The 20,060-nt window shown below is 54.2% G+C and carries 18 protein-coding genes; 16 read left to right on the top strand and 2 right to left on the bottom strand.

Annotated features, from left to right (window positions below; all coding sequences use genetic code 11):
• The 10 genes from thyA (at position 1) to MJ257_RS03240 (ending at position 11,967) form a co-directional block, all read left to right on the top strand.
• A complete protein-coding gene (gene thyA / locus MJ257_RS03195) occupies positions 1-795 on the top strand; it encodes a thymidylate synthase (protein WP_240267866.1) in 795 nt (264 codons plus the stop codon).
• Between the two features lie 25 nt (positions 796-820).
• Entirely contained in the window at positions 821-1,309 is a 489-nt protein-coding gene (locus MJ257_RS03200; protein WP_240267867.1) for a dihydrofolate reductase, read from the top strand.
• A gap of 162 nt (positions 1,310-1,471) precedes the next feature.
• The gene (locus tag MJ257_RS03205) at positions 1,472-2,959 is read left to right on the top strand and encodes a glutamate synthase subunit beta (RefSeq protein ID WP_240267868.1); all 1,488 of its coding nucleotides are present in this window, start codon (positions 1,472-1,474) and stop codon (positions 2,957-2,959) included.
• Positions 2,960-3,094: 135 nt separating this feature from the next.
• Positions 3,095-5,389, top strand: coding sequence for a type IA DNA topoisomerase (locus MJ257_RS03210; RefSeq protein ID WP_240267869.1), 2,295 nt, complete (start codon positions 3,095-3,097; stop codon positions 5,387-5,389).
• 156 nt (positions 5,390-5,545) lie between these two features.
• Positions 5,546-6,223 (top strand): response regulator transcription factor, encoded by a 678-nt coding sequence (locus MJ257_RS03215; protein WP_240267870.1) that lies wholly within the window; start codon positions 5,546-5,548, stop codon positions 6,221-6,223.
• Positions 6,220-8,046 (top strand): sensor histidine kinase, encoded by a 1,827-nt coding sequence (locus tag MJ257_RS03220; protein ID WP_240267907.1) that lies wholly within the window; start codon positions 6,220-6,222, stop codon positions 8,044-8,046. The genes MJ257_RS03215 and MJ257_RS03220 overlap by 4 nt, the downstream gene beginning before the upstream one ends.
• 140 nt (positions 8,047-8,186) lie before the next feature.
• Complete coding sequence (locus MJ257_RS03225) at positions 8,187-8,864, top strand: GDSL-type esterase/lipase family protein (protein ID WP_240267871.1); 678 nt, start codon at positions 8,187-8,189, stop codon at positions 8,862-8,864.
• A gap of 47 nt (positions 8,865-8,911) precedes the next feature.
• On the top strand, positions 8,912-10,318 hold the full coding sequence (locus MJ257_RS03230) for an MBOAT family O-acyltransferase (RefSeq protein ID WP_240267872.1): 1,407 nt from the start codon (positions 8,912-8,914) through the stop codon (positions 10,316-10,318).
• A 24-nt stretch (positions 10,319-10,342) separates the two neighbouring features.
• Entirely contained in the window at positions 10,343-11,479 is a 1,137-nt protein-coding gene (locus tag MJ257_RS03235) for a DHHW family protein (RefSeq protein ID WP_308193148.1), read from the top strand.
• Entirely contained in the window at positions 11,476-11,967 is a 492-nt protein-coding gene (locus MJ257_RS03240) for a DUF4358 domain-containing protein (protein ID WP_240267873.1), read from the top strand. The genes MJ257_RS03235 and MJ257_RS03240 overlap by 4 nt, the downstream gene beginning before the upstream one ends.
• 59 nt (positions 11,968-12,026) lie before the next feature.
• Here the strand turns inward: MJ257_RS03240 and MJ257_RS03245 are convergent, their stop codons facing one another.
• Both MJ257_RS03245 and MJ257_RS03250 read right to left on the bottom strand, forming a co-directional pair.
• Positions 12,027-12,794, bottom strand: a complete 768-nt coding sequence (locus MJ257_RS03245; RefSeq protein ID WP_240267874.1) for an HAD family hydrolase — start codon at positions 12,792-12,794, stop codon at positions 12,027-12,029.
• Positions 12,795-12,900: 106 nt separating this feature from the next.
• Positions 12,901-13,818 (bottom strand): winged helix-turn-helix domain-containing protein, encoded by a 918-nt coding sequence (locus tag MJ257_RS03250; RefSeq protein WP_240267875.1) that lies wholly within the window; start codon positions 13,816-13,818, stop codon positions 12,901-12,903.
• Between the two features lie 165 nt (positions 13,819-13,983).
• Here MJ257_RS03250 and MJ257_RS03255 point away from each other — a divergent pair, with 165 nt between their 5' ends.
• The 6 genes from MJ257_RS03255 to MJ257_RS03280 all read left to right on the top strand — a co-directional run bounded on the left by MJ257_RS03255 (position 13,984) and on the right by MJ257_RS03280 (position 20,048).
• Entirely contained in the window at positions 13,984-15,180 is a 1,197-nt protein-coding gene (locus MJ257_RS03255) for an MFS transporter (protein ID WP_240267909.1), read from the top strand.
• Between the two features lie 113 nt (positions 15,181-15,293).
• The gene (locus MJ257_RS03260) at positions 15,294-16,028 is read left to right on the top strand and encodes a phosphonate ABC transporter ATP-binding protein (protein WP_240267876.1); all 735 of its coding nucleotides are present in this window, start codon (positions 15,294-15,296) and stop codon (positions 16,026-16,028) included.
• An 8-nt stretch (positions 16,029-16,036) separates the two neighbouring features.
• Positions 16,037-17,299, top strand: coding sequence for a hypothetical protein (locus tag MJ257_RS03265; RefSeq protein WP_240267877.1), 1,263 nt, complete (start codon positions 16,037-16,039; stop codon positions 17,297-17,299).
• A 29-nt stretch (positions 17,300-17,328) separates the two neighbouring features.
• A complete protein-coding gene (locus tag MJ257_RS03270; protein WP_178019309.1) occupies positions 17,329-18,027 on the top strand; it encodes a response regulator transcription factor in 699 nt (232 codons plus the stop codon).
• Positions 18,024-19,469, top strand: a complete 1,446-nt coding sequence (locus MJ257_RS03275) for a sensor histidine kinase (RefSeq protein ID WP_240267878.1) — start codon at positions 18,024-18,026, stop codon at positions 19,467-19,469. The genes MJ257_RS03270 and MJ257_RS03275 overlap by 4 nt, the downstream gene beginning before the upstream one ends.
• Before the next feature lie 36 nt (positions 19,470-19,505).
• Complete coding sequence (locus MJ257_RS03280) at positions 19,506-20,048, top strand: GNAT family N-acetyltransferase (RefSeq protein ID WP_240267879.1); 543 nt, start codon at positions 19,506-19,508, stop codon at positions 20,046-20,048.
• Positions 20,049-20,060 lie beyond the last annotated feature (12 nt).

Here is a 20,060-nt window from a genome sequence, read left to right on the forward strand (position 1 = left end):
ATGAGAAATTACTTGGACTTACTGGAAGACGTTCTGAAGAACGGAACTCCCAAAGAGGATCGGACCGGTGTCGGGACGCGCTCTGTCTTCGGCCGGCAGCTGCGGTTTGACTTAAGCGAGGGCTTTCCGCTGGTGACGACCAAACGGATTCATTTGAAATCAGTGATTCACGAGCTGCTGTGGTTTTTGCGCGGCGATACGAATATAGCTTATCTCAAGGAACATGGCGTCCGCATCTGGGACGAATGGGCGGATGAGAACGGCGATCTGGGGCCGGTATACGGCTCGCAATGGCGTTCCTGGGAAGCCCCGGACGGCCGAAAAATCGATCAAATCGCGGGCGTCGTGGAAGCGATCAAGAAGAATCCCGATTCGCGCCGCCACCTGGTGAGCGCTTGGAACGTGGCCGAGGTGGATCAAATGAAGCTGCCGCCATGCCACTTCGTTTTCCAATTCTATGTCGCGGACGGCAAGCTGTCCTGCATGCTGACGATGCGTTCGGTTGACACGTTCCTCGGCCTGCCTTTTAATATTGCAAGCTATGCGCTTCTGACGCATATGATCGCCCAGCAATGCGATCTCGAGGTTGGCGAGTTTATTTGGTCCGGCGGAGACGTGCATATTTACAACAATCATGTCGAACAGGTGAAAACGCAACTGGAGCGCGAGCCTTATCCGCTGCCGAAGTTGGTGATCAAACGTAAGCCGGACTCCATTTTCGATTATGTATACGAGGATTTCGAATTCGTGGATTACCAATACCATCCGACGATTAAAGCGACAGTTGCCGTATAAAAAAGCGAGAAAGGGGCGGTATCCCATGGCGATTACACTCATATGGGCGATGTCCCGGAATGGGGCGATCGGTCGGAACAATCAGCTGCCCTGGAGGCTGCGGGCCGATCTGAAGTTCTTCAAGGCGCAAACGACAGGGAAAACGATGCTTATGGGCCGTAAAACCTGGGAATCGATGGGCAGCAAACCGTTGCCGAACCGACACAGCGTCGTGATCACGGCGGATGCCTCTTACGAAGCGGAGGGGGCGGATGTCGTTCATTCGGTCGATGAAGCGCTAACCTACGCGGAGCGCGGTGATCTGATGGTCATCGGCGGCGCCGGGGTGTTCCAGCACTTCCTGCCGCTGGCGGATCGATTGCTAGTAACCCGGATCGAAGAAGACATCGAAGGAGACGTGTTTTTCCCTCACTTTTCGTGGGAAGATTTTGAATTAGTCCATGAAGAGCAGGGGGTACGTGACGAGAAGAATCCCTATGATTACCGTTTTCTGACTTATGAACGCCGCAAATGATGTGATAATAAGTACAAATTATCATATCATTAATCCATTAATAACAGTTCCCCCGAAATGCTAACATCAAGATACACTAATGACGGCGTATAAAAAGTCACATTTCGTCCGGCTTGGGCGATCTGACTTCTTAATAAGATAAACGGATGGGGGAACTTTTAGATGTCTACACCAACAGGATTTATGGAGTTCAAACGCGAACTTCCCGGGGACCGGAGCCCGTCCGAACGGGTGAAGGACTGGGAGGAATTTCATAAGCACATGTCCGACGAGGAGCTGCGCACCCAAGGCGCGCGCTGCATGGATTGCGGCACGCCGTATTGCCACACGGGAATCGACATGGTCGGCGGGACGGCGGGATGCCCCGTGCACAACTTGATTCCGGAATGGAATAACCTGGTTTACCGCGATCTGTGGAAAGAGGCGCTCGATCGTTTGCATAAAACGAATAATTTTCCGGAATTCACGGGCCGGGTATGCCCTGCGCCATGCGAAGGCTCTTGTACGGTGGGCCTGATCGGGCAACCGGTGACCATCAAGACGATCGAGCAGGCGATTATCGATAAAGGATTTGAGGAAGGCTGGGTCGTACCTGAACCTCCGGAGAAGCGGACAGGCCGTAAAGTCGCAGTCGTCGGCTCCGGACCAGCCGGTCTGGCCTGTGCAGCCCAATTGAATAAAGCGGGCCACGAGGTCACCGTCTACGAGCGTTCGGACCGGATCGGCGGCCTCTTGATGTACGGCATCCCGACGATGAAGCTGGACAAATCGGTGGTGCAGCGCCGCGCTGACCTGTTGGCGGCGGAAGGCGTCAAATTCGTCACCAACACGGAGATTGGCAAAGACATCCAAGCGCAGCAGCTCGTTGATGAATTCGACGCCGTGGTGCTGTGCGGCGGGGCCACGAAACCTCGCGAATTCAACATCGAAGGCAGCAACCTGAACGGGGTGCATTACGCAATGCCGTTCTTGAACGGTACGATTAAGAGCTACTTGGACTCCGGCTTAACCGACGGGCAATATTTGTCTGCGGAAGGGAAGGATGTCATCGTGATCGGCGGCGGCGACACGGGCTCCGACTGCGTAGCGACGGCGTTGCGCCACGGCTGCCGCAGCATTACGCAATTCGGCACGCATGGCAAAGCCCCGCTCGAACGCGATCCGATCAACAACCCTTGGCCGCAGTTCCCGAACGTCTACACGTTAGACTATGCCCAGGAAGAGGCCAAAGCGTTGTTCGGCAGCGATCCGCGTGAATTTTCGATCATGACGACGCGCTTTGTCGGCGACGAGAACGGCAACCTGAAGGAGCTGCACACCGTGCAAATCCAGCGGATGGTCGACGAGAGCGGGCGTAAAATCTATCAGCCGATCCCGGGTACGGAACGCGTCTTCCCGGCGCAAATGGCGCTTATTGCGATCGGTTTCGACGGTCCGGAATCGACGCTGGCCGACCAGTTGGGTCTGGAAAGAGACCGCCGCACGAACGTCAAGGCGAAATACGGCCAATTCAAAACGAATGTCGACAAAGTGTTTGCTGCCGGCGACATGCGCCGCGGCCAAAGCTTGGTCGTTTGGGCCATCAACGAAGGCCGGGAGGCGGCCCGCGAAGTGGATAAATACCTGATGGGTTCGACGGTGCTGGTGTAACGTTCATTATCCGGACACTACAATTTTTGCAGGACGATCCTGGGTCCATATGCTATAATAGGTACTAGCTTACTAGAGCTGCGCGTAGCGCGGCTCTTTTTGATTCGAGAGACAGAGGAAGAGGGGCGCTTAAGCATGAAAACGCTCGTAATAGCCGAAAAACCGGATATGGGACGGACGATCGCCGCGGTGATTGAGCCGAAAGCGAAGAACAACCGGTCCTATCTGGAGGGAGAGCGCTATATCATTACTTGGGCGATAGGTCATTTGCTAGGTCTGGCCGAGCCGGATGCCTATGACGAAAAATACAAACGCTGGAATTTCGGCGACCTGCCGATTCTGCCGGATCAATTCAAGATCGTGCCGAATCCGCGGACGAAAGATCAGTTGAAAACGATCGGTGAGCTGGCGAAACGCTGCGACGCGATCGTGAATGCCTGCGACGCCGCGCGCGAGGGGCAGTATATTTTTGCGCTAATTCAGCAGCAGTTGAAGTTAACCCAGCCCGTCAAGCGTCTGTGGATCTCCGATTTGACCAGCGAGAGCATCGCCAAAGGGTTTGCCGAGCTGTATGACGCCTCCGAGTTCGAGAACTTGACGATGGCCGCACGGGCCCGCAGCGAAGCGGACTGGCTGATCGGAATGAACGCCACGCGGGCGTTTACGACCAAGCATCGGGAGCTACTCTCGGTTGGCCGGGTGCAAACCCCGGTGCTGGCGCTGATTTACGACCGTCAGAAGGAAATCGAGAACTTTGATTCGCTGACCTACTATGAGATCAAGGCCGAATTCGAACAGGATGCCCGCAAGTATACGGGAAGCTGGCAGGGCGACCGGCTCACGGACGGGGAGAAAGCGGCAGCTATCGCCGAGAAGGTTCGCGGCAAGGAAGGGCGGATCACCGAATACGAGGTCAAAGAGACGAAGGAGTATCCCTACAAGCTATACGATCTGACCTTGCTGCAGCGGGAAGCCAATGCGAAGTTCGGCTATTCCGCCAAAAAGACGCTGGACATCGCTCAAGCGCTGTATGAACGCCATAAGGTGATCTCCTATCCGCGGACGAGCTCCAACTATGTAACCGAACAAAATATAGACGGCATGCACAAGGTCTTGCATATGTTGAAAACGTCGAGCTACAAGGAGCTGGCGGAAGGCGGCCGGCCGAGCCTGGTCCATGTCGGCAACAAAGCGGTCTGCAATCCGACGCGGGTGGAGGATCACCATGCGATCTTGCCGACGCTTCGGCGGCCGGGCACGTTAAGCAAGGAAGAGCAGAACGTTTACGATCTTGTGATCCGGCGGTTCTTGTCGCATTTCTATCCTGCGGCGGAATATAAGCAGCACACCGTGCTGACCGAAGTGGAAGGCGAAACGTTCAAGACGAACGTGAAGGAGCTGCTCTCCCTCGGGTGGAAGGTATGTTTGCCGGGGGATGACGGGGCGAAATCCGCAAGCGGACGCGGGAAGAAAAAAGACGAAGAAGAAGAAACCGAGGATCTGGTCAGCGAGCCGTTTCAGATTGACAAGGAACGCCCGGTGCAATGCACTGGCGCAGAGGCGAAAGAGAAGGCCACGCAGCCGCCGAAGCACTATACGGAAGGTACGCTGCTGAAAGCGATGGAGAGCGCCGGGAAGCAGTTGGAGAATGAAGAGCTGCGCGAGGCGATGAAGGATGCCGGCCTAGGCACTCCAGCCACGCGGGCGGCGACGATCGAGCGGCTGAAGAACGTAGGATACATTACGATGCAGGGCAAAAAGATCACCGTAACGCAGAAAGGCCGGACAGCCGTGGAGTTGATCCGGCGCGCCGGCGTCGAGTTGCTGACTTCGCCGGAGATGACGGGGCAATGGGAGCGGCGGTTGTATCAAATTTCCAAAGGCGAAGCGGCCCGGGAAAAGTTTATGGATAACGTGCGGCGTTTCACGATCTCGATCATCGAGAAGGTGCGGACGCAGCAGAAAGCGGACGCCTCCATGTTCGGAACGGAGGAGGCGGACAAGGGCGGCCGGCGCGGCGGAAGCCGCAGCGGCACCGGCGGCGGCAAAGCAGGCGGACCCGGCGCCGCTACCGCGACGGGCGAGCGCCGCTCCGCTGCAACAGCCGCCGCGAAGCCGGCGCCAGGCTCCCTGCAGCCGCTTGCGCCTTGCCCGCGCGAAGGCTGCGGCGGCCAGCTGATTGAAGGCCGCAAGGGCTACGGCTGCACGCACTACAAGCAGGGCTGCGGCTTCGTGATTTGGAAGGAATTCAGCGGCAAGAAGATCTCGCCGGCGATGCTCAACGCGCTACTGACCAAAGGCCAGACACAGATGTTGTCGTTCAAGCGAGACGGCGGAGAAGTAAAAGGGCGCATTTTGTTGGCAGACCGCAATACCGGGAAGCTTACTCTGGAGCAGGCCGATAGTACGGTTGCCTCATCTAATTCATAAGTTCGAATCTATTTCATTAATGATATTAACTAAGAAGCAGCCGGCTACCTAAACCGGCTGCTTCTTAGTTATAACTCACCGTTTCGGTTGATGTTTGGGGTAAAAACGTTTAGTGTAGGCTTGGGAATATTCAACACGTAATAGAGAGGTAGAACCATGTCCAAAACGATTCTAATTGTCGAAGACAAGCTCCTTTTGCGAGAGATTATCAGAGATTATATGGTGAACGAAGGATACGGCGTGCTGGAGGCCGGCGACGGGAAGCAAGCATTGGCTTTGTTCGGGCGGCATCCGGTCGATTTGATCCTCCTTGACATCATGCTGCCGGAACTGGACGGATGGTCGGTGTGCCAACGGATCCGCAAGGTGTCGGACGTCCCGATCATCATGCTGACGGCCCGTTCGGACGAAGACGACACCTTGCTCGGATTCGAGCTGGGCGCGGACGATTACGTCGTCAAGCCGTGCAGTCCGCCGATATTGATGGCGCGGGCCAGACGTTTTTTGGAACCCCGGAGCAACCCCGGCCAGGAGAAGGACCTGCTGTCGGGCGCAGGGATCGCGATCCAGCTCGCTTCCCGTTCCGTTACGATCGACGGGGAAGAATGCAGCCTTACGTACACCGAATTCGAAATTTTGGCCTATCTCATGAAGAACAAAGGAATGATCGTAACCCGGGAGCAATTGATGACGAAAATCTGGGGTTATGATTTTCCCGGCGACGAACGGACGATCAACAGCCATATGCGCAATTTGCGGGCGAAATTAGGCGACAAAGCCAAATGCATCGTGACCGTCATGCGGGCGGGTTACAAATTCGAGGAGCGGCCATGATCCGGGGGATCGTTCTCAAGCTGTTTTTGTTGACGACGGCGCTCTGCCTGTTGATCGTGGCGCTGATTTTCACCGGGCAAACCGTGTTTTTTAAACAGTTTTATGTGCATCAGAAGGTGGAAGAGGTCAAGGCCGCCGTTCATACCTTTCAGCAGGATTACATGAAAACGAACGGGGAACCGAAGGCGGTGGCCGAACTGGAACAGGAGTTCTACCGTGAGCATGGCACTTGGATCGCGATGTTGGACGAAATGGGGAGTTTGCTGTATTCCGGCGATTTTGAGATGGAGGTCCGATTGGAACAGGCGGACGGCTTCCCGACGCTTGCCGGCCAAACGCTGAAGATTCCGCTTTACACCGTGGCGAATGTGGACGATTTCAGCACCGACAATCCGCTGTACGCTTTCGGAGGCACCTGGGTTCAGGAAGGCCAGCCGATCGCCATCGAGGGCCTCATCATGAATCATCGTTTGGTTCCCCAGCGGATGGCCAGGAACGATTCCGGTTTGCGGGAGGAAGGGCGCTTGGAAAATGCGCTTTTGACCCAGAAGGAATATGAGGTTGTTCCTCGCTTCGAGAGTCCGGTGCAATACTTTGAAAAGTACCCTTCGGCGTTGGTCCGGGGAACCATCACGAACCTTCGGCTTCCGGATGGAGCTGACGTTACCCGCTATACAAACGGTCTGTTTCTGGAACGGATCAAAGCTTTTCAGGCGGACCTGCTGTACGGGGATTACGACGACGCAAATGGCGAGATGAAGGATTTTGCGGAAAACGGGGTGAACTACAAAATCTTTTTGGAACGCACCCAAAACCGGAACGGCAAGCCGTCTTACCTCTTCGCCATGACGTCGCTTCAGCCCGTAAGCGAGGCCGCAGAAGTCATGCGGAGCTACTATGGCTATATCGTGATCGCCGCATTGCTGCTGGCAGTGGTGGCCTCGCTTTACTTTTCCCGCCGGATTGCCCGGCCGTTGCTGCGAATCAACCGGACCACCAGGCAGATCGCCCGGCTGGACTTCTCCGAGAAATTGCCGGTGCGCAGCCGGGATGAATTGGGACAGCTGTCCGGCAGCATCAATGAACTATCCGACCGGCTGCATTCCCACATTCTGCAGCTTACGCGGGACATCGAAAAGGAAAAGCAGCTGGAGCATACGCGAAAGGAATTCATCGCCGGCGTTTCGCATGAGCTGAAGACGCCGCTGAGCGTCATTCAAAGCGGTTTGGCCGTGCTCAAGGACGGAGTTGCCGGCCATAAGCGGGATTATTACTTTGCGGCCATGGAAGAAGAAGTGAACGGCATGATTTTGCTGATCACGGATATGCTGGAGCTGGCGAAATTCGAGTCGGGTACGTACGCTATGCACACGGAACCGTTCGAAATCGTCTCGGTCGTCGAGCGGGTCTGCGGGAAGCTGGCGCCGGACATGGTGGCCAAGCGGCTCAAACTGTCCACCCTGCTGACATCGGCGGAAGTCGTGGCGAACCGGCATCGCATCGAACAAGTGTTGGTCAATTTTCTCACCAATGCGATTCGCTATACGCCGGAAGGGGAAACCATCCTCGTCACCACGGCCGATGAAGGGGATACCCTAAGAGTCGGCGTCGAAAATCGCGGAGTTCATCTTCCGGAGGAGCAGTTGGGAAAAGTGTGGGATCGCTTTTACCGCGGGGATCCTTCGCGAAATGCGGCGACCGGCGGAACCGGCTTGGGCCTGGCGATCGCCAAAAATATTTTGGAGCTGCACGGCTCGTCCTACGGCGTAATGAATACGGCGGAGGGAGTATTGTTTTATTTCGATTTGCGCAAAAAAGCGTAGAACTTCGGTTCTGCGCTTTTTTTGTCCTCGGATCGGCCAAATTTTTAGATCATATTGACCCGGTCTGCACCCGATCTGCATTTCTTTTCGCTATCCTATCCAGGTGAAATAGAAAACTGCTAGAGAGGAAAGTGAAGAGAATGAAAAAGATGCTGGAAATCGGGCTGACCGGAATGATTCTTTGTTCGCTCGCGGCCTGCGGAGGGCAGAACGCGGGAAGGGAACCGTCGACCAGCCAACCGGCTTCCGCCGGTCAAACACAGGAGGCCTTCACAGGAACACCGCAAACCAACCTGGCTTCGCTGTTTCAGAACAGCGTTTTTCTGGGGGATTCCATTACGGAAGGCTTGTCGTATCACGATGTGCTGGACGAAAAAAACGTGCTGGCCGGAGCGGGAAAAACAGCGGAATTCGCAATGGAAGATATGGAGGAGCTGTCCAAGCGAAATCCCAAGCACATTTTCATCCAATTAGGTTCGGATGATCTTTTATGGCCGACGGATAACCCGCAGGAATACGCGATCAACCATTACACTGCCTTGATCGAAGCGATCCAACAGAAGCTGCCGCAGGCCGAAATCACGATATTGTCGGTTACTCCCGTCACGGAGGAGGCGCTCGGAAAAGAGCCGCGTTATCAAAACATCCCCGCCTATAACGAGAAGCTAAAGGAAATGGCCGCCAAGGAGCAGATCGCGTTTGCTGATTTATCCGCAATGATCGCTGGCCATCCGGATCTCTTCGATACGGACGGCATTCATTTTAAGCCGGAGTTTTATCCGCTCCTGTTGAATGCCTTGAAGGAACGGGTCAAGTGACGAGTGTATCGGTGCCTGCGGTCCGGCGGAGCAGGGAGGGATAAGCGTTGGTATTTAGCAGCTTGATCTTCCTGTTTCAATTTTTCCCGGCGACCTTGATCGTCTATTATTTATCGCCCCCGAAGCTTCGAAATGCCGTCCTGCTCGCGGCCAGCCTGGTGTTTTACGCTTGGGGCGAGCCGTTCTATGTGTTCGTCATGCTGTTCTCCACTTTATTCAATTATGCGGTCGGGTTGATGGTTGAGAAGCATCGGGAGCGACCCGGAATTGCCAACGGCCTATTGATCGGTTCCCTCATCGTCAATCTAGGCGTATTGTTCTTCTTCAAGTACGCCGGGTTTGTCGCGGAGAATCTGAACAGGTTATTGCATCTACACCTGCAGACGGCGGATCTTCCGCTGCCGCTCGGCATTTCCTTTTATGCGTTTCAAACGATGTCCTACGTGATCGACGTTTACCGGCGCAAAGTGACCGCGCAGCGCAATCTGATCTCGTTCGGCACTTACGTGGCGATGTTCCCCCAGCTTGTGGCCGGTCCCATCGTCAAATACGGCGACATCGCCCGCCAGCTTATTGCCCGGCACATGACGCTTGAACGGTTCGGCAGAGGGGCCGAGCTGTTTATCCGCGGCCTCGCCAAAAAAGCGCTGCTGGCCAACCAGATCGGCTTGTTGTGGACGAACGTCAAAGCGACGCCGCCGGGAGAACTCAGCGTACTTTCCGCCTGGCTCGGAATTTTGGCGTTCACGCTGCAAATTTACTTCGACTTCAGCGGATACTCCGACATGGCCCGCGGTCTCGGGAAGATGTTCGGGTTTGATTTAATGAAAAACTTCAACTACCCGTATGTATCCCGGAGCGTGACGGAATTTTGGCGCAGATGGCATATTTCCTTGGGCTCCTGGTTTCGGGAGTACGTCTATATCCCGCTTGGCGGCAACCGGAAAGGACTCGCGAAGCAACTGCGCAATCTGCTGATCGTCTGGTTCTTAACCGGGTTATGGCATGGGGCGAGCTGGAACTTTATCGTGTGGGGGCTTTATTTCGGGTTCCTGGTTACCGCTGAAAAGTTGTTTTGGCTGAAAGGACTGAGCCGCCTCCCGCGTTTTGTCGCGCATGGGTACACGCTTGCAGCCGTCATGATCGGATGGGTGTTTTTCGAATACGAAAACCTGGGGAACGCCGTCCAGTTCATCGGTACGTTGATCGGGTACGGTTCGAATGGTTTCGCCGATCGGCAGGCGCTATACGATCTGTCGGTTTACGCTGGTTGGTTGACTTTGCTAGCCGTATGCGCGACGCCGCTTCCGCGCAGGCTTCTGTTACGTATTCGGAAGAGATGGGCGATCGCGGGATCCGCCCTGGCGTTGGGCCTTTACTTGCTGCTGTTGTTCGTGTCGACGGCGAATCTCGTCCATGAAACTTATAATCCGTTTTTATACTTTCGTTTTTGACGCGGGGAAAGGAGGCGGCGAAATTTGAAAAACGTTCAAAAGGCGATGGCCGTTTTACTGCTGCTATTTTTAGGCGTGCTGCCGACTGCGGGTTGGTTGACGCCGGACCGCAAGTTTTCCCCGGAGGAAAACCGGATGCTGGAACCGAAGCCGAAATATTCGCTGCATGCTCTGACTTCAGGGGAGTTTACAGCCGATTACGAGAAATACGTGTCCGACCAATTTCCTTACCGCAATTTCTGGATCGGCGTCAATTCCGATATGGGACGGGCACTGGGGCAAAAAGAAAGCAACGGGGTTTACCTGGGCGAAGCCGGCTATCTGATTCAGCAGTTTCAACCGCCGTCGAAAGAACAGGTGGAGGAGAACGCGGAGGCGATCCGGAGGTTTGCCGCCGCGGCGCCCAACCTGCAAATCTATCTCATGCTGGCGCCCACTTCATTAACGATTAACAAGGAGAAGCTTCCGGCTTATGCGCCTGTGGGCGATGAACTTGGTTCTTTGATGCAAATGCGGGATGCCCTTGGCAATGCGATTAAGTTTGTCGATGTTTACCCGGCCCTGTCCGCCAACCGCCGGGAATACCTCTACTACAGGACGGACCACCATTGGACGACCTTAGGGGCTTATTACGCATACCGCGAGTTATGCAAGCAAATGGGAATCGTCCCGCAAGCAAAAAACGAGTACGAACTTCGGCAAGTCACGGATCAATTCTACGGATCGCTGTATTCAACAAGCGGGTTCAGGCATCTGCGGCCGGATCAAATCGAACTCTGGCTGCCGAAGGACGAAGAGCGTGTTTCCGTAGAGTATTCCGGCGAGCAACAACCAGCCGATTCTTTATACGCGATGGAGAACTTGAACGGGAAGGACAAGTACGCCGTCTTCTTGAACGGCAACCCTGCCCAGGTGAAGATCACTTCGGATCAAGCGAACGGGAGAAGGCTGCTGATCGTGAAAGATTCGTACGCCAACAGCCTGATTCCGTTTTTGACAAAGCATTTCAGCGAAATCGATATCGTGGACCTTCGTTATTACGACGGCGATTTGTCGGCCCTGGTTCGGGACCGGGAAATTCACGATCTGCTGGTACTTTATAATATCAACACGTTTTTTGCGGATCCATCCATTCAGAATTTATCGGAGATGATTGAATGAAGCGATTAGTTATATGGAAAAGAAGGCCGATCCTTGCGATGCTGGCGTTATCCTTAATGATCGGTTTGCTGGCCGGATGCACCGGGAGGGAAGGGGGGAGCGGCAACCTATCGGCGGTCGAGGTCGCCAAGCGGATCGAAAAATCGGCGAACCTGGGCAACATGGAGCAGGGTGACGAGGAGAGGCTGAAAAAGCTCTATCATCTCTCAAGCGGCGATGTGGCGAGTTTCGTGCTTTATACGGCATCATCCAATGTGAAAGCGGACGAATTGCTGGTGATCCAGCTTAAGGAAGAAAGCGAGAAAGACCGCATAATGGCGAAAATCGAAGGGAGAATCGCGGCGCAAACCGCCAAATTCAAGAATTATCGTCCAGAAGAGTATGATCTGATCGAAAAGCGCGTATTAAAAACGCATGGCCTATTCATTCTGTTTGCGGTCTCGGCTGAGGCGGACTCTATGGAGCGGGTGTTTGACGAGACATTCTAATGATCGGGTTTTAAGCGAGTAGCACCTCAAACCGCCGCATGAACCAAAAAACGGACCTTTTACAAGGTCCGTTTTTGCCGTTCCGCATGATGAATTTGATTGAAGATCACCCGCGGCACTTCCTCGAGCGAAGTGACCGTGTGCATTTCCGCATCTCCGTCATGCTGGAGCTCCACGATGTTGTACAGCCACTCGTTGGGAATTTTGATATAGATCGCTTTGATCCCGGCGGAAAGGGCCGGCATGACATCGGTGCGCAGACTGTTGCCGATCATCCAGGTACGGGAACGGTCAAACCGCCGCGTGAGCAAAATGTCTTCTAAAGCTTCGGCATTCTTGTGCTGGCGAATGTAAATCCGGTCCTGAAAGTAATCGGCCAGCCGCATCTGCTCGATCTTCCTCTGTTGAATCACGGTTTCGCCGCCGGTGTACAAATGGAGCTCATGGCCCTGGCTGCGCAGCAGATTTAACGTTTCGACCATCCCGGGATACGGCTCGATCGGCTGCTCATACACGCTCAGCCCCAGCTTCATCAGCCGGTCTTCCTCTTCGGGAAGCAGCTTCCGTCCCGTCAGCCGGGTGTAATATCGGTAGGTGTCAACCAGCGATTCGGGAAAATGCGAGCTGGCAAATCCGATTTGATGGACGCCGGCAACGTCGATTTCCGTTTGTTTCCCGCGGATTTCTTCCGTAGCGATGCCGAACGGCTTGAACCAGTCGGTAAGCAGGTCGGCAAATTGATCCAGAATCAAATCGAAATACTTATTGCAATGGACCAGCGTATCGTCCAAATCAAACAGGATTTGTTGATGCAAAGCGTTATTCATTAGCGGGTCACTCCTTTATCCAAGAAACGCTTGTCTCTACGTATAATTCTATCCTAACACATGGGGAAGCGTCCCGCCAAAAGCAACCAGTCCTCCTTCTGCACTACTACAGCCGGATGTAGGATTCAAGAAACATCTGCAGCTCCGCCGCGCCGTCCGGACGGATACTGAACTTCTCCGTGTCCTGGGCGAGCAGATGGATGCGCAGCAAGCCGGCGACCCGAAGGCGCATCAAATCGTGCATCAGCTGTTCCTTGGGCTCGCCCAGATCCCGCAGCATCTCCTGCATCGACTTCGGCTCGTCGGCGACGTAGCGGAGGAGGCGCAAACGCTGCGGTTCGGCCAGCGCCCGGGTCAGACGTTTGAGCACCATCGGCGGCTCGTCCTCGTCGAGTTCCGGTATATCCAAAGGATACTGGATAAACAACACATTTTCGTAGAAGACGTATGTATTGATCGGACGAAAATGGATCGAAGGGGTCAGCACGACCTGCGTGATCGGCTTTAGGGGCTCCAGCACCAAACCGCCGGAGGCGTATTCGATCAGGGCGTCGGTGTCCATCTTTTGCAGCAACGTGTGTTTCTCGGCAGCATCTTCCTCCAGCAGCGAGAGAAACTGGTTTTCAATCGGGCCGAAATAAAGGCGCTGCCAGCTTCTCAGCAACGGGATGTAGCTGCTGCGAATCCGTTCTATTGTCTCATTATTCACAGTGGGAATGTAGGATTTTGTGCGGTGGCAAAGGGTGTCGACGGGAGTCTCCGCCATCTCGTTCAGAAAACGCGATACCTCGCCAGCTCCGTTTCGCTCCAATGCCCAAACGAACAACACGTCGTAGTCGGTAAACGGATACTGGGCCGCATCGGCGAATTGCCGCCGTTCTTCCGGCGTCAGCCGGGCATCGATTTCGGCGATCCAATCCGCCCCGACATCCAGATTGTTCACCCATTTTTGCGTCGCATATATCATAAAGCTGCTGATCAGTTCGTAGACCAAGGAATGGTCCACTTTCACATCATAGGCCATGATAGAACAAACCTCCCAGAGATCTTAGCATTCAGATTCATTATGGCTTGTTAGGGAGGGGATTGTCTACTATAATGTTTAAGGATTATTCGCAAAAGATCATTTGGGGAAAAGTCGTCGAATTTTCGACGATTTTCTTTGTTTTATAAAGGAGTGCTTCGTTTGATTACATGGACAACAAGAACCCATCGATTATTCTCGCCAACCTTCATTCTGATCGCCGTCATTATCATCGCCGGACTCAGCCAAGGGCTGCTGCTGCCGGTGTTGTCTATTTTTATGGAAGAAAGGGGAATCTCCTCCTCCATTAACGGACTGCATGCCGCAGCTTTATACGTTGGTTCGTTTGGCATGTCGCTGGTCGCCGAGAAGCTGCTGCGGCGCACCGGATTTAAGCTACTGCTGCTGAGCGGCGTCGTGCTCGTCATGCTCGCCTTGCCGGTATTTCCGCTGGTCTCGGATTTGCGGCTGTGGTTCATTCTGCGGCTGCTGGTCGGGATCGGGGACAGCGCGATTCATTTTACTTCGCAGCTCTGGATCATTTTAGTGTCGCCGCCGGAAAAAAGAGGGCGAAACATCTCGCTCTACGGGATGTCCTATGGGCTAGGCTTCAGCATCGGACCGCTTGGCATCCGTCTCTTGGAATTCGGGCATGCCGTACCGTTCGTGATGTTATCCATCTTGTTTTTGGCCATCGTGATCCTTGCCGCCGTATATTTGCCCGATCGTGCGCCTGAACCGGTTCGCCAGGAGGAAGCTGGCGCTCCGCGCAAAATTCCGCACATCTACCGGCTCGCCTGGTTTGCCTTGTTGCCATCGCTGCTTTACGGCTATATGGAAGCTTCCATGAACAGCAATTTTCCGATCTACGGCTTGCGGTCAGGCCTTAGTGCAGCGGATATCGCGGCGTTGCTGCCGTTTTTCGGCATCGGCGGGTTGATCCTCCAGCTCCCGCTTGGCATGCTCAGCGACCGGTACGGCCGCAAAAAAGTGCTGATGATCGCTGGATTGACCGGCGGTCTCCTGTTTTTGGCCGTTCCTCTGGCCGGCAATCACTTTATGGCGCTGTTGCTCTTGTTCATGGGGGCGGGCGGCCTGGTGGGTTCGTTCTTCTCACTGGGCTTGGCGTATGCCGCGGACTTGCTTCCGCGCCACCTGCTGCCGGTGGCCAACGTGATCGCTTCCTTCCATTTCAACTTGGGGAGCATCGTGGGCCCGAATCTAGGCGGAGCAGCGATGCAACTGGGGGCAGCACCGCTGTTATTCATTCTTCTGGGCTCGGCGTATTTGCTGTTTTCCGCGTCCGGGTTGGCATTCAGGTTGCAATCAGGCAAAAAAAGCGCAAATATGAACAGGCTGTAATGGATTTTCGCCGGTTTTTCCAATACACTAAAGGGTAAAGAAAAAGCATCGTAAATTAAGCGTTTGTTCAGAACGTTTTGAACAACCTCTTAGAGCAAAAGGAGAAATCGGACATGATCAGAGTCAACCACTTGCAGAAATCGGTGGATGGGAATAAGAAGAAAGTGCTCCGCGACGTGACCGTCCAGTTTGGGGCCGGGGAAATGATCGGCGTGGTCGGGGCGAGCGGCAGCGGTAAAAGCATGCTTCTTCGCTGCCTGGCGCTGCGTGAACGCTGGAACCGGGGAGATTATACCTGGAACGGGGATAAGGTGATCGAGGGCAGCGGGCGCGGTTCGCAGAAATATCGCTCCCAATGCGCTTATCTCGAACAAAATCCCTCCCTGTATCCCGAAAAAACCGCGCTAAAGAACGTCTTGATCGGACAAGCCGGGCAAACGCCGCTGCTGCGCCGCCTTACCGGGATGGTTCGTTCGGACGATTACATGGGAGCGATGGACGAGCTGGAGAAATACGGCCTGCTGGACAAGGCTCACGTGAATGCCGGCAAGCTGAGCGGCGGCGAACGCCAGCGCGTGGCGATCTGCCGGGCATTGGTGCACGGGGCGAGCTTCCTTTGCGCGGACGAGCCGGTCGTCGGTCTCGATCCCAGATCGGCGGAACGCGTACTGGATACGTTAAAAGAGCTCTGCACGCAGCAGAATATGATCGTGATTGCAGCATTGCCGCTGGAATTGGCGGAGCGTTACTGCACGCGGATATGGGGTCTCCATGAAGGAGAACTTAAACTTGACGTATCCGGACGGCGGTTGACGATGGAAGATAAACGTTTGATTGATATGGTATGAAACGAGTGATGAGGATGTTTACCAAAAGGAGGTTCGCCGCTTGGGCAAGTGCTTGCTTGCTCCTGATCCTGAGCGGCTGCAGTTTTATAAGCGATCCGAAATCCTTAATGCAGACGCCGCAGCTCTCCACCGATCGCGCCTCGCTGATCAGCGTCATCAAGGCCGAGCTGAAGGGCGGGGAAATCGTGTCGCCGCGGGATGTCCGGAATATCAGTTCCATCCGCACGCCCGATTTGAATAACGACGGGATCAAAGAGGCGGTCGTGTTCTATGAGACACCGGATGAAGCGGTGCGGATTCATGGGATGATTTTGGAGCATCAGGGGAACTCCTGGGCGTTAAAGGTGCGATTCGACGGAGAAGGACAGGTGCTGGAAACGTTCGATCTTCTGGATCTGAACGGCGACGGTAACCTGGAGATCATCGCCGGCTTCTCGAGCGGATCCGAGGAACTCCAAAAAGGGTTAACCGTATATACTTACGATGGGACCAAAGTCGAGAAGGCGATCGCGCTGCCGTATCATTATTTTATGGTAGACGACCTGAACAAGGACGAGATCCCGGACATTACGGTCGTCAATTTAAAGCGCGAGCAATTTGCGACGGTGACGACTTATCAATATGACGGATCTTTTAAGGAATTAAGCCATCTGGAACTCGACGACCCGATCAGCGAGTATTATAATGCGGTCAGCGGTAATATTACGCCAAACCTTAAGGGGATCATACTCGACGCAACAGTAGGAACCCACTCCGCTTTTTCGACGGTCATCGTCATGAAAGACGGGGAGCTCATCAACCTGCTGCCTTCACAGGACATGACGCTAAAAGGGTATCCGATCCTAAGCGGCGACGTCAATAACGACGGCTTGCTCGAAATCGGCATGCTGGAGAAGCCGAAGGGCTGGGAATATATTTCGTTCGATGAAATTCCTTGGCTGTTTTCGTATTATCAGTGGGATGAGAAGGATGGACTTAAATTCGTGATGCAGCAGTACATGGATATGGCCGGACGTTTCTACTTCAACTTCCCGAAAGAATGGCAAGGAAATGTGACGATCGATACGAAATCGGACAAAAACGAGCACCTGATTTTCGTCAAAATCGATACGAACGAACCGGTAGCCGAGATCCGCTTCTTTACGCTGTCGGAGTGGGAGCGGAACAAGTCGGATTGGGAACTGCTCGCTAGAGATGCGGATAAAGTGATCGGGTTCCTCAGCCATACGGATTTGAAAGTCAACAAAGGCGAGACGGAAATCAAGCGTTAAGCCGTTTTTTTGAAGAGGGGGCAACTAAATTGAGTAAAGTGTTGATTTTGGAGGACGAAGAGTCCATCCGTAGTTTTATCGTCATTAACTTGAAACGCAACGGCTTCGATGTCGTCGAAGCAGCGGACGGCAATGAAGCGTTAAGCAAGTTGCAGAGCATTCCGGACATCGACATTGCGCTCCTCGACGTGATGGTTCCGGGAATCGACGGTTTTGAGGTATGCCGCCGGATTCGCGAGACGAACGAACGGATCGGGATTATTTTCCTAACCGCCAAAGTACAGGAGCAGGATAAGGTCTACGCCTTGTCCGTCGGCGCGGACGATCATGTCAGCAAGCCGTTCAGTCCGACCGAGCTGATCGCCCGGATCCAGTCGCTGCTGCGCCGCGTGAACGTCTACCGCGAGAGCAGCGCGAAGGTGACGTTTACTTCGGGACCGTTTACCCTGGATTTGATCTCCAAGCAATTCAAGAAGAACGGTCAGCTCATCGAACTGACCCCAACGGAGTTTTCATTGATCCAGTTTTTCCTGGAGAAGGAGAACACGCCGCTTAGCCGCGATTTGCTTCTGGATCACGTCTGGGGCAAGGAATATATGGGCGATCCGAAGATTGTGGACGTCAATATTCGCCGATTGCGGCAGAAAATCGAAACCAATCCGTCCGAACCGGCTTTCCTGCAAACCGTGTGGGGGCACGGTTATAAGTGGAAAGGCGAGGGACAATGATCAAGAAAGGGATTGGACGGCAAATCGTCTTACATTATTTCATCGTTGTATTCGTAACCTTGTTTATGGTCGAGATCATTTTTACGCTGGCCATTCGCATGTATTATTACGATACGATCTATAACCATATGTCCAATCACTCCATGTGGGCCTCCGATTACTTCCAGAAGTTCGTCCGCTTGAACGCGGAAGGGGACCCGGACTATTTTACGGAGATGCTGCGCACCTTTGAACTCGATAACACCGAGCTGATGATCCTGGATCGCAGCGGCGAAGTTAAGGCAAGCACGAACGCGTTCCAGGCGGACAAAGCGATTCAGACCAGCGATGTTCCGCAAGCGTTGGCCGGCAGCGTCGGCAAGTGGATCGGCCGGCAGCCGGCGACCGGCGAACTGGTGATGGCCGTGTCCAGGCCGCTGCAGATTCAAGGCCAGACGCAATATATCGTCCGCTACGTCACCTCGATGGAGTCAGTCAATTCGAAACTGCTAAATCTGACGTTTATGTCGATTGCCGTTTCGGTAGCCGTACTGGCCCTGGTTACGCTGTTCAGCATCGGTTTGGCCAACTCGATCGTTAAGCCCATTAATAATATACGTGCCGTGTCGGCGCAAATGGCTCGGGGGAAATTCGATGCGCGGATCAAGGGGAATTACCGGTACGAGTTGGGTGAGCTGGCTGCAACTCTGAACTATATGGCCGAGGAGATTGTCCGAAGTAATCAGATCAAGGATGATTTCATCTCCTCCATTTCGCACGAGCTGCGCACGCCGCTTACCGGGATCAAGGGCTGGAGCGAAACGTTAACCTCCGGAGGCTTCGATCCCGAGGAGACGAAAATCGGAATGGGGATTATCGCCAAGGAGACCGATCGCTTGATTGGACTCGTCGAGGAAATCCTTGATTTCTCCAAGCTGCAATCCAATGAGATGAAGCTGGTGATCGGCGAGGTGAATCTGAAGGAGCTGCTGCAGGAGACGATGTTAAACGTCTGGGCCAAGGCCGAACAAAAGCAAATTCAGTTAAAGCTCGAAGACCAAACCGAAGGCAGCGCCATCATCAGGGGGGACGGCAACCGTTTGAAGCAGGTGTTCCTGAACGTCGTGGACAATGCGATCAAGTTCTCCCATGAACAAAGCTGGATTCATCTGGTCATCAAGCGGTTGGAAGACGAACGCGTGCGGGTTGAAGTTATCGATACCGGCATTGGCATCAGTGAAGAGTACTTGAACAAAGTCAAGGATCGTTTCTTCCAGGTGAATCATCAGGGAGGCGGTACCGGATTGGGACTGGCGATTAGCCAGCAGCTGGTCGAACTGCATCAGGGAGAAATGGAAATTCAAAGCGAGCTTGGCGTTGGGACGACCGTTTCCGTGACGCTGCCGCTCTTAAGCGATACTCCAGGAGCTGGCTCTACGGACGAGGCGCAGACCAAGCTATAAAAGAGAGAAGAAAGCCAAGGAAAGAGGGGACCTGGGGTGAAGCAGCCGATGGATGCCGTGGAAACGGCTCAGGGGACGTTAACCGTTACGTTAGCGGGAGAAAACGATTTGGATGAGGTGCGGCAACTGCTGGTAGAAGCCGCAAACTGGATGCAGGAGAACGGCGTTAAACAGTGGAATCCGCAGCAATTTACGCCGGAATTGATCCGGTCGTATTATGAGGAACGGGAAATCTATTTGCTGCATGACGCGGGCAAAAGGGCCGCGATGTTTACGCTGCAGGACTCCGACCCGGACTACTGGGGAGAACGCAATATTCCCGGTTACAGTTATCTGCATCGGCTGACGATCCGGTTGCCGTATCGCGGCCGCGGGCTGGGCGGCGATATTTTGCGTTATGCGGCAAAACGTTCCAAAGCGTTGCAGCGAACCGGCCTGCGGTTGGATTGCTGGAATCAGAATTTGAAGCTGAACCGGCTGTACCAAAGCTTAGGGTTTCAGCCCCAGGGAACGGGCAGCTTAAACGGCCGCGAATTCAATCTGTACCAGTTGGATTCAAGCTTGTATCAACAAAGCTAAGCAAGCGTATCG

Origin of the sequence: Paenibacillus timonensis (assembly GCF_022427145.1) — a bacterium.
Taxonomy (GTDB): Bacteria; Bacillota; Bacilli; order Paenibacillales; family Paenibacillaceae; genus Fontibacillus; species Fontibacillus timonensis.

Bases quoted from the DNA above. Each gene is read 5' to 3' on its own strand.
- MJ257_RS03240 (WP_240267873.1), top strand. From the start codon at position 11,476: ATGAAGCGATTAGTTATATGGAAAAGAAGGCCGATCCTTGCGATGCTG.
- MJ257_RS03250 (WP_240267875.1), bottom strand. From the start codon at position 13,818: ATGGCCTATGATGTGAAAGTGGACCATTCCTTGGTCTACGAACTGATC.
- MJ257_RS03260 (WP_240267876.1), top strand. From the start codon at position 15,294: ATGATCAGAGTCAACCACTTGCAGAAATCGGTGGATGGGAATAAGAAG.
- MJ257_RS03225 (WP_240267871.1), top strand. From the start codon at position 8,187: ATGAAAAAGATGCTGGAAATCGGGCTGACCGGAATGATTCTTTGTTCG.
- MJ257_RS03210 (WP_240267869.1), top strand. From the start codon at position 3,095: ATGAAAACGCTCGTAATAGCCGAAAAACCGGATATGGGACGGACGATC.
- thyA (WP_240267866.1), top strand. From the start codon at position 1: ATGAGAAATTACTTGGACTTACTGGAAGACGTTCTGAAGAACGGAACT.
- MJ257_RS03245 (WP_240267874.1), bottom strand. From the start codon at position 12,794: ATGAATAACGCTTTGCATCAACAAATCCTGTTTGATTTGGACGATACG.
- MJ257_RS03215 (WP_240267870.1), top strand. From the start codon at position 5,546: ATGTCCAAAACGATTCTAATTGTCGAAGACAAGCTCCTTTTGCGAGAG.
- MJ257_RS03205 (WP_240267868.1), top strand. From the start codon at position 1,472: ATGTCTACACCAACAGGATTTATGGAGTTCAAACGCGAACTTCCCGGG.
- MJ257_RS03220 (WP_240267907.1), top strand. From the start codon at position 6,220: ATGATCCGGGGGATCGTTCTCAAGCTGTTTTTGTTGACGACGGCGCTC.
- MJ257_RS03275 (WP_240267878.1), top strand. From the start codon at position 18,024: ATGATCAAGAAAGGGATTGGACGGCAAATCGTCTTACATTATTTCATC.
- MJ257_RS03200 (WP_240267867.1), top strand. From the start codon at position 821: ATGGCGATTACACTCATATGGGCGATGTCCCGGAATGGGGCGATCGGT.
- MJ257_RS03265 (WP_240267877.1), top strand. From the start codon at position 16,037: ATGAGGATGTTTACCAAAAGGAGGTTCGCCGCTTGGGCAAGTGCTTGC.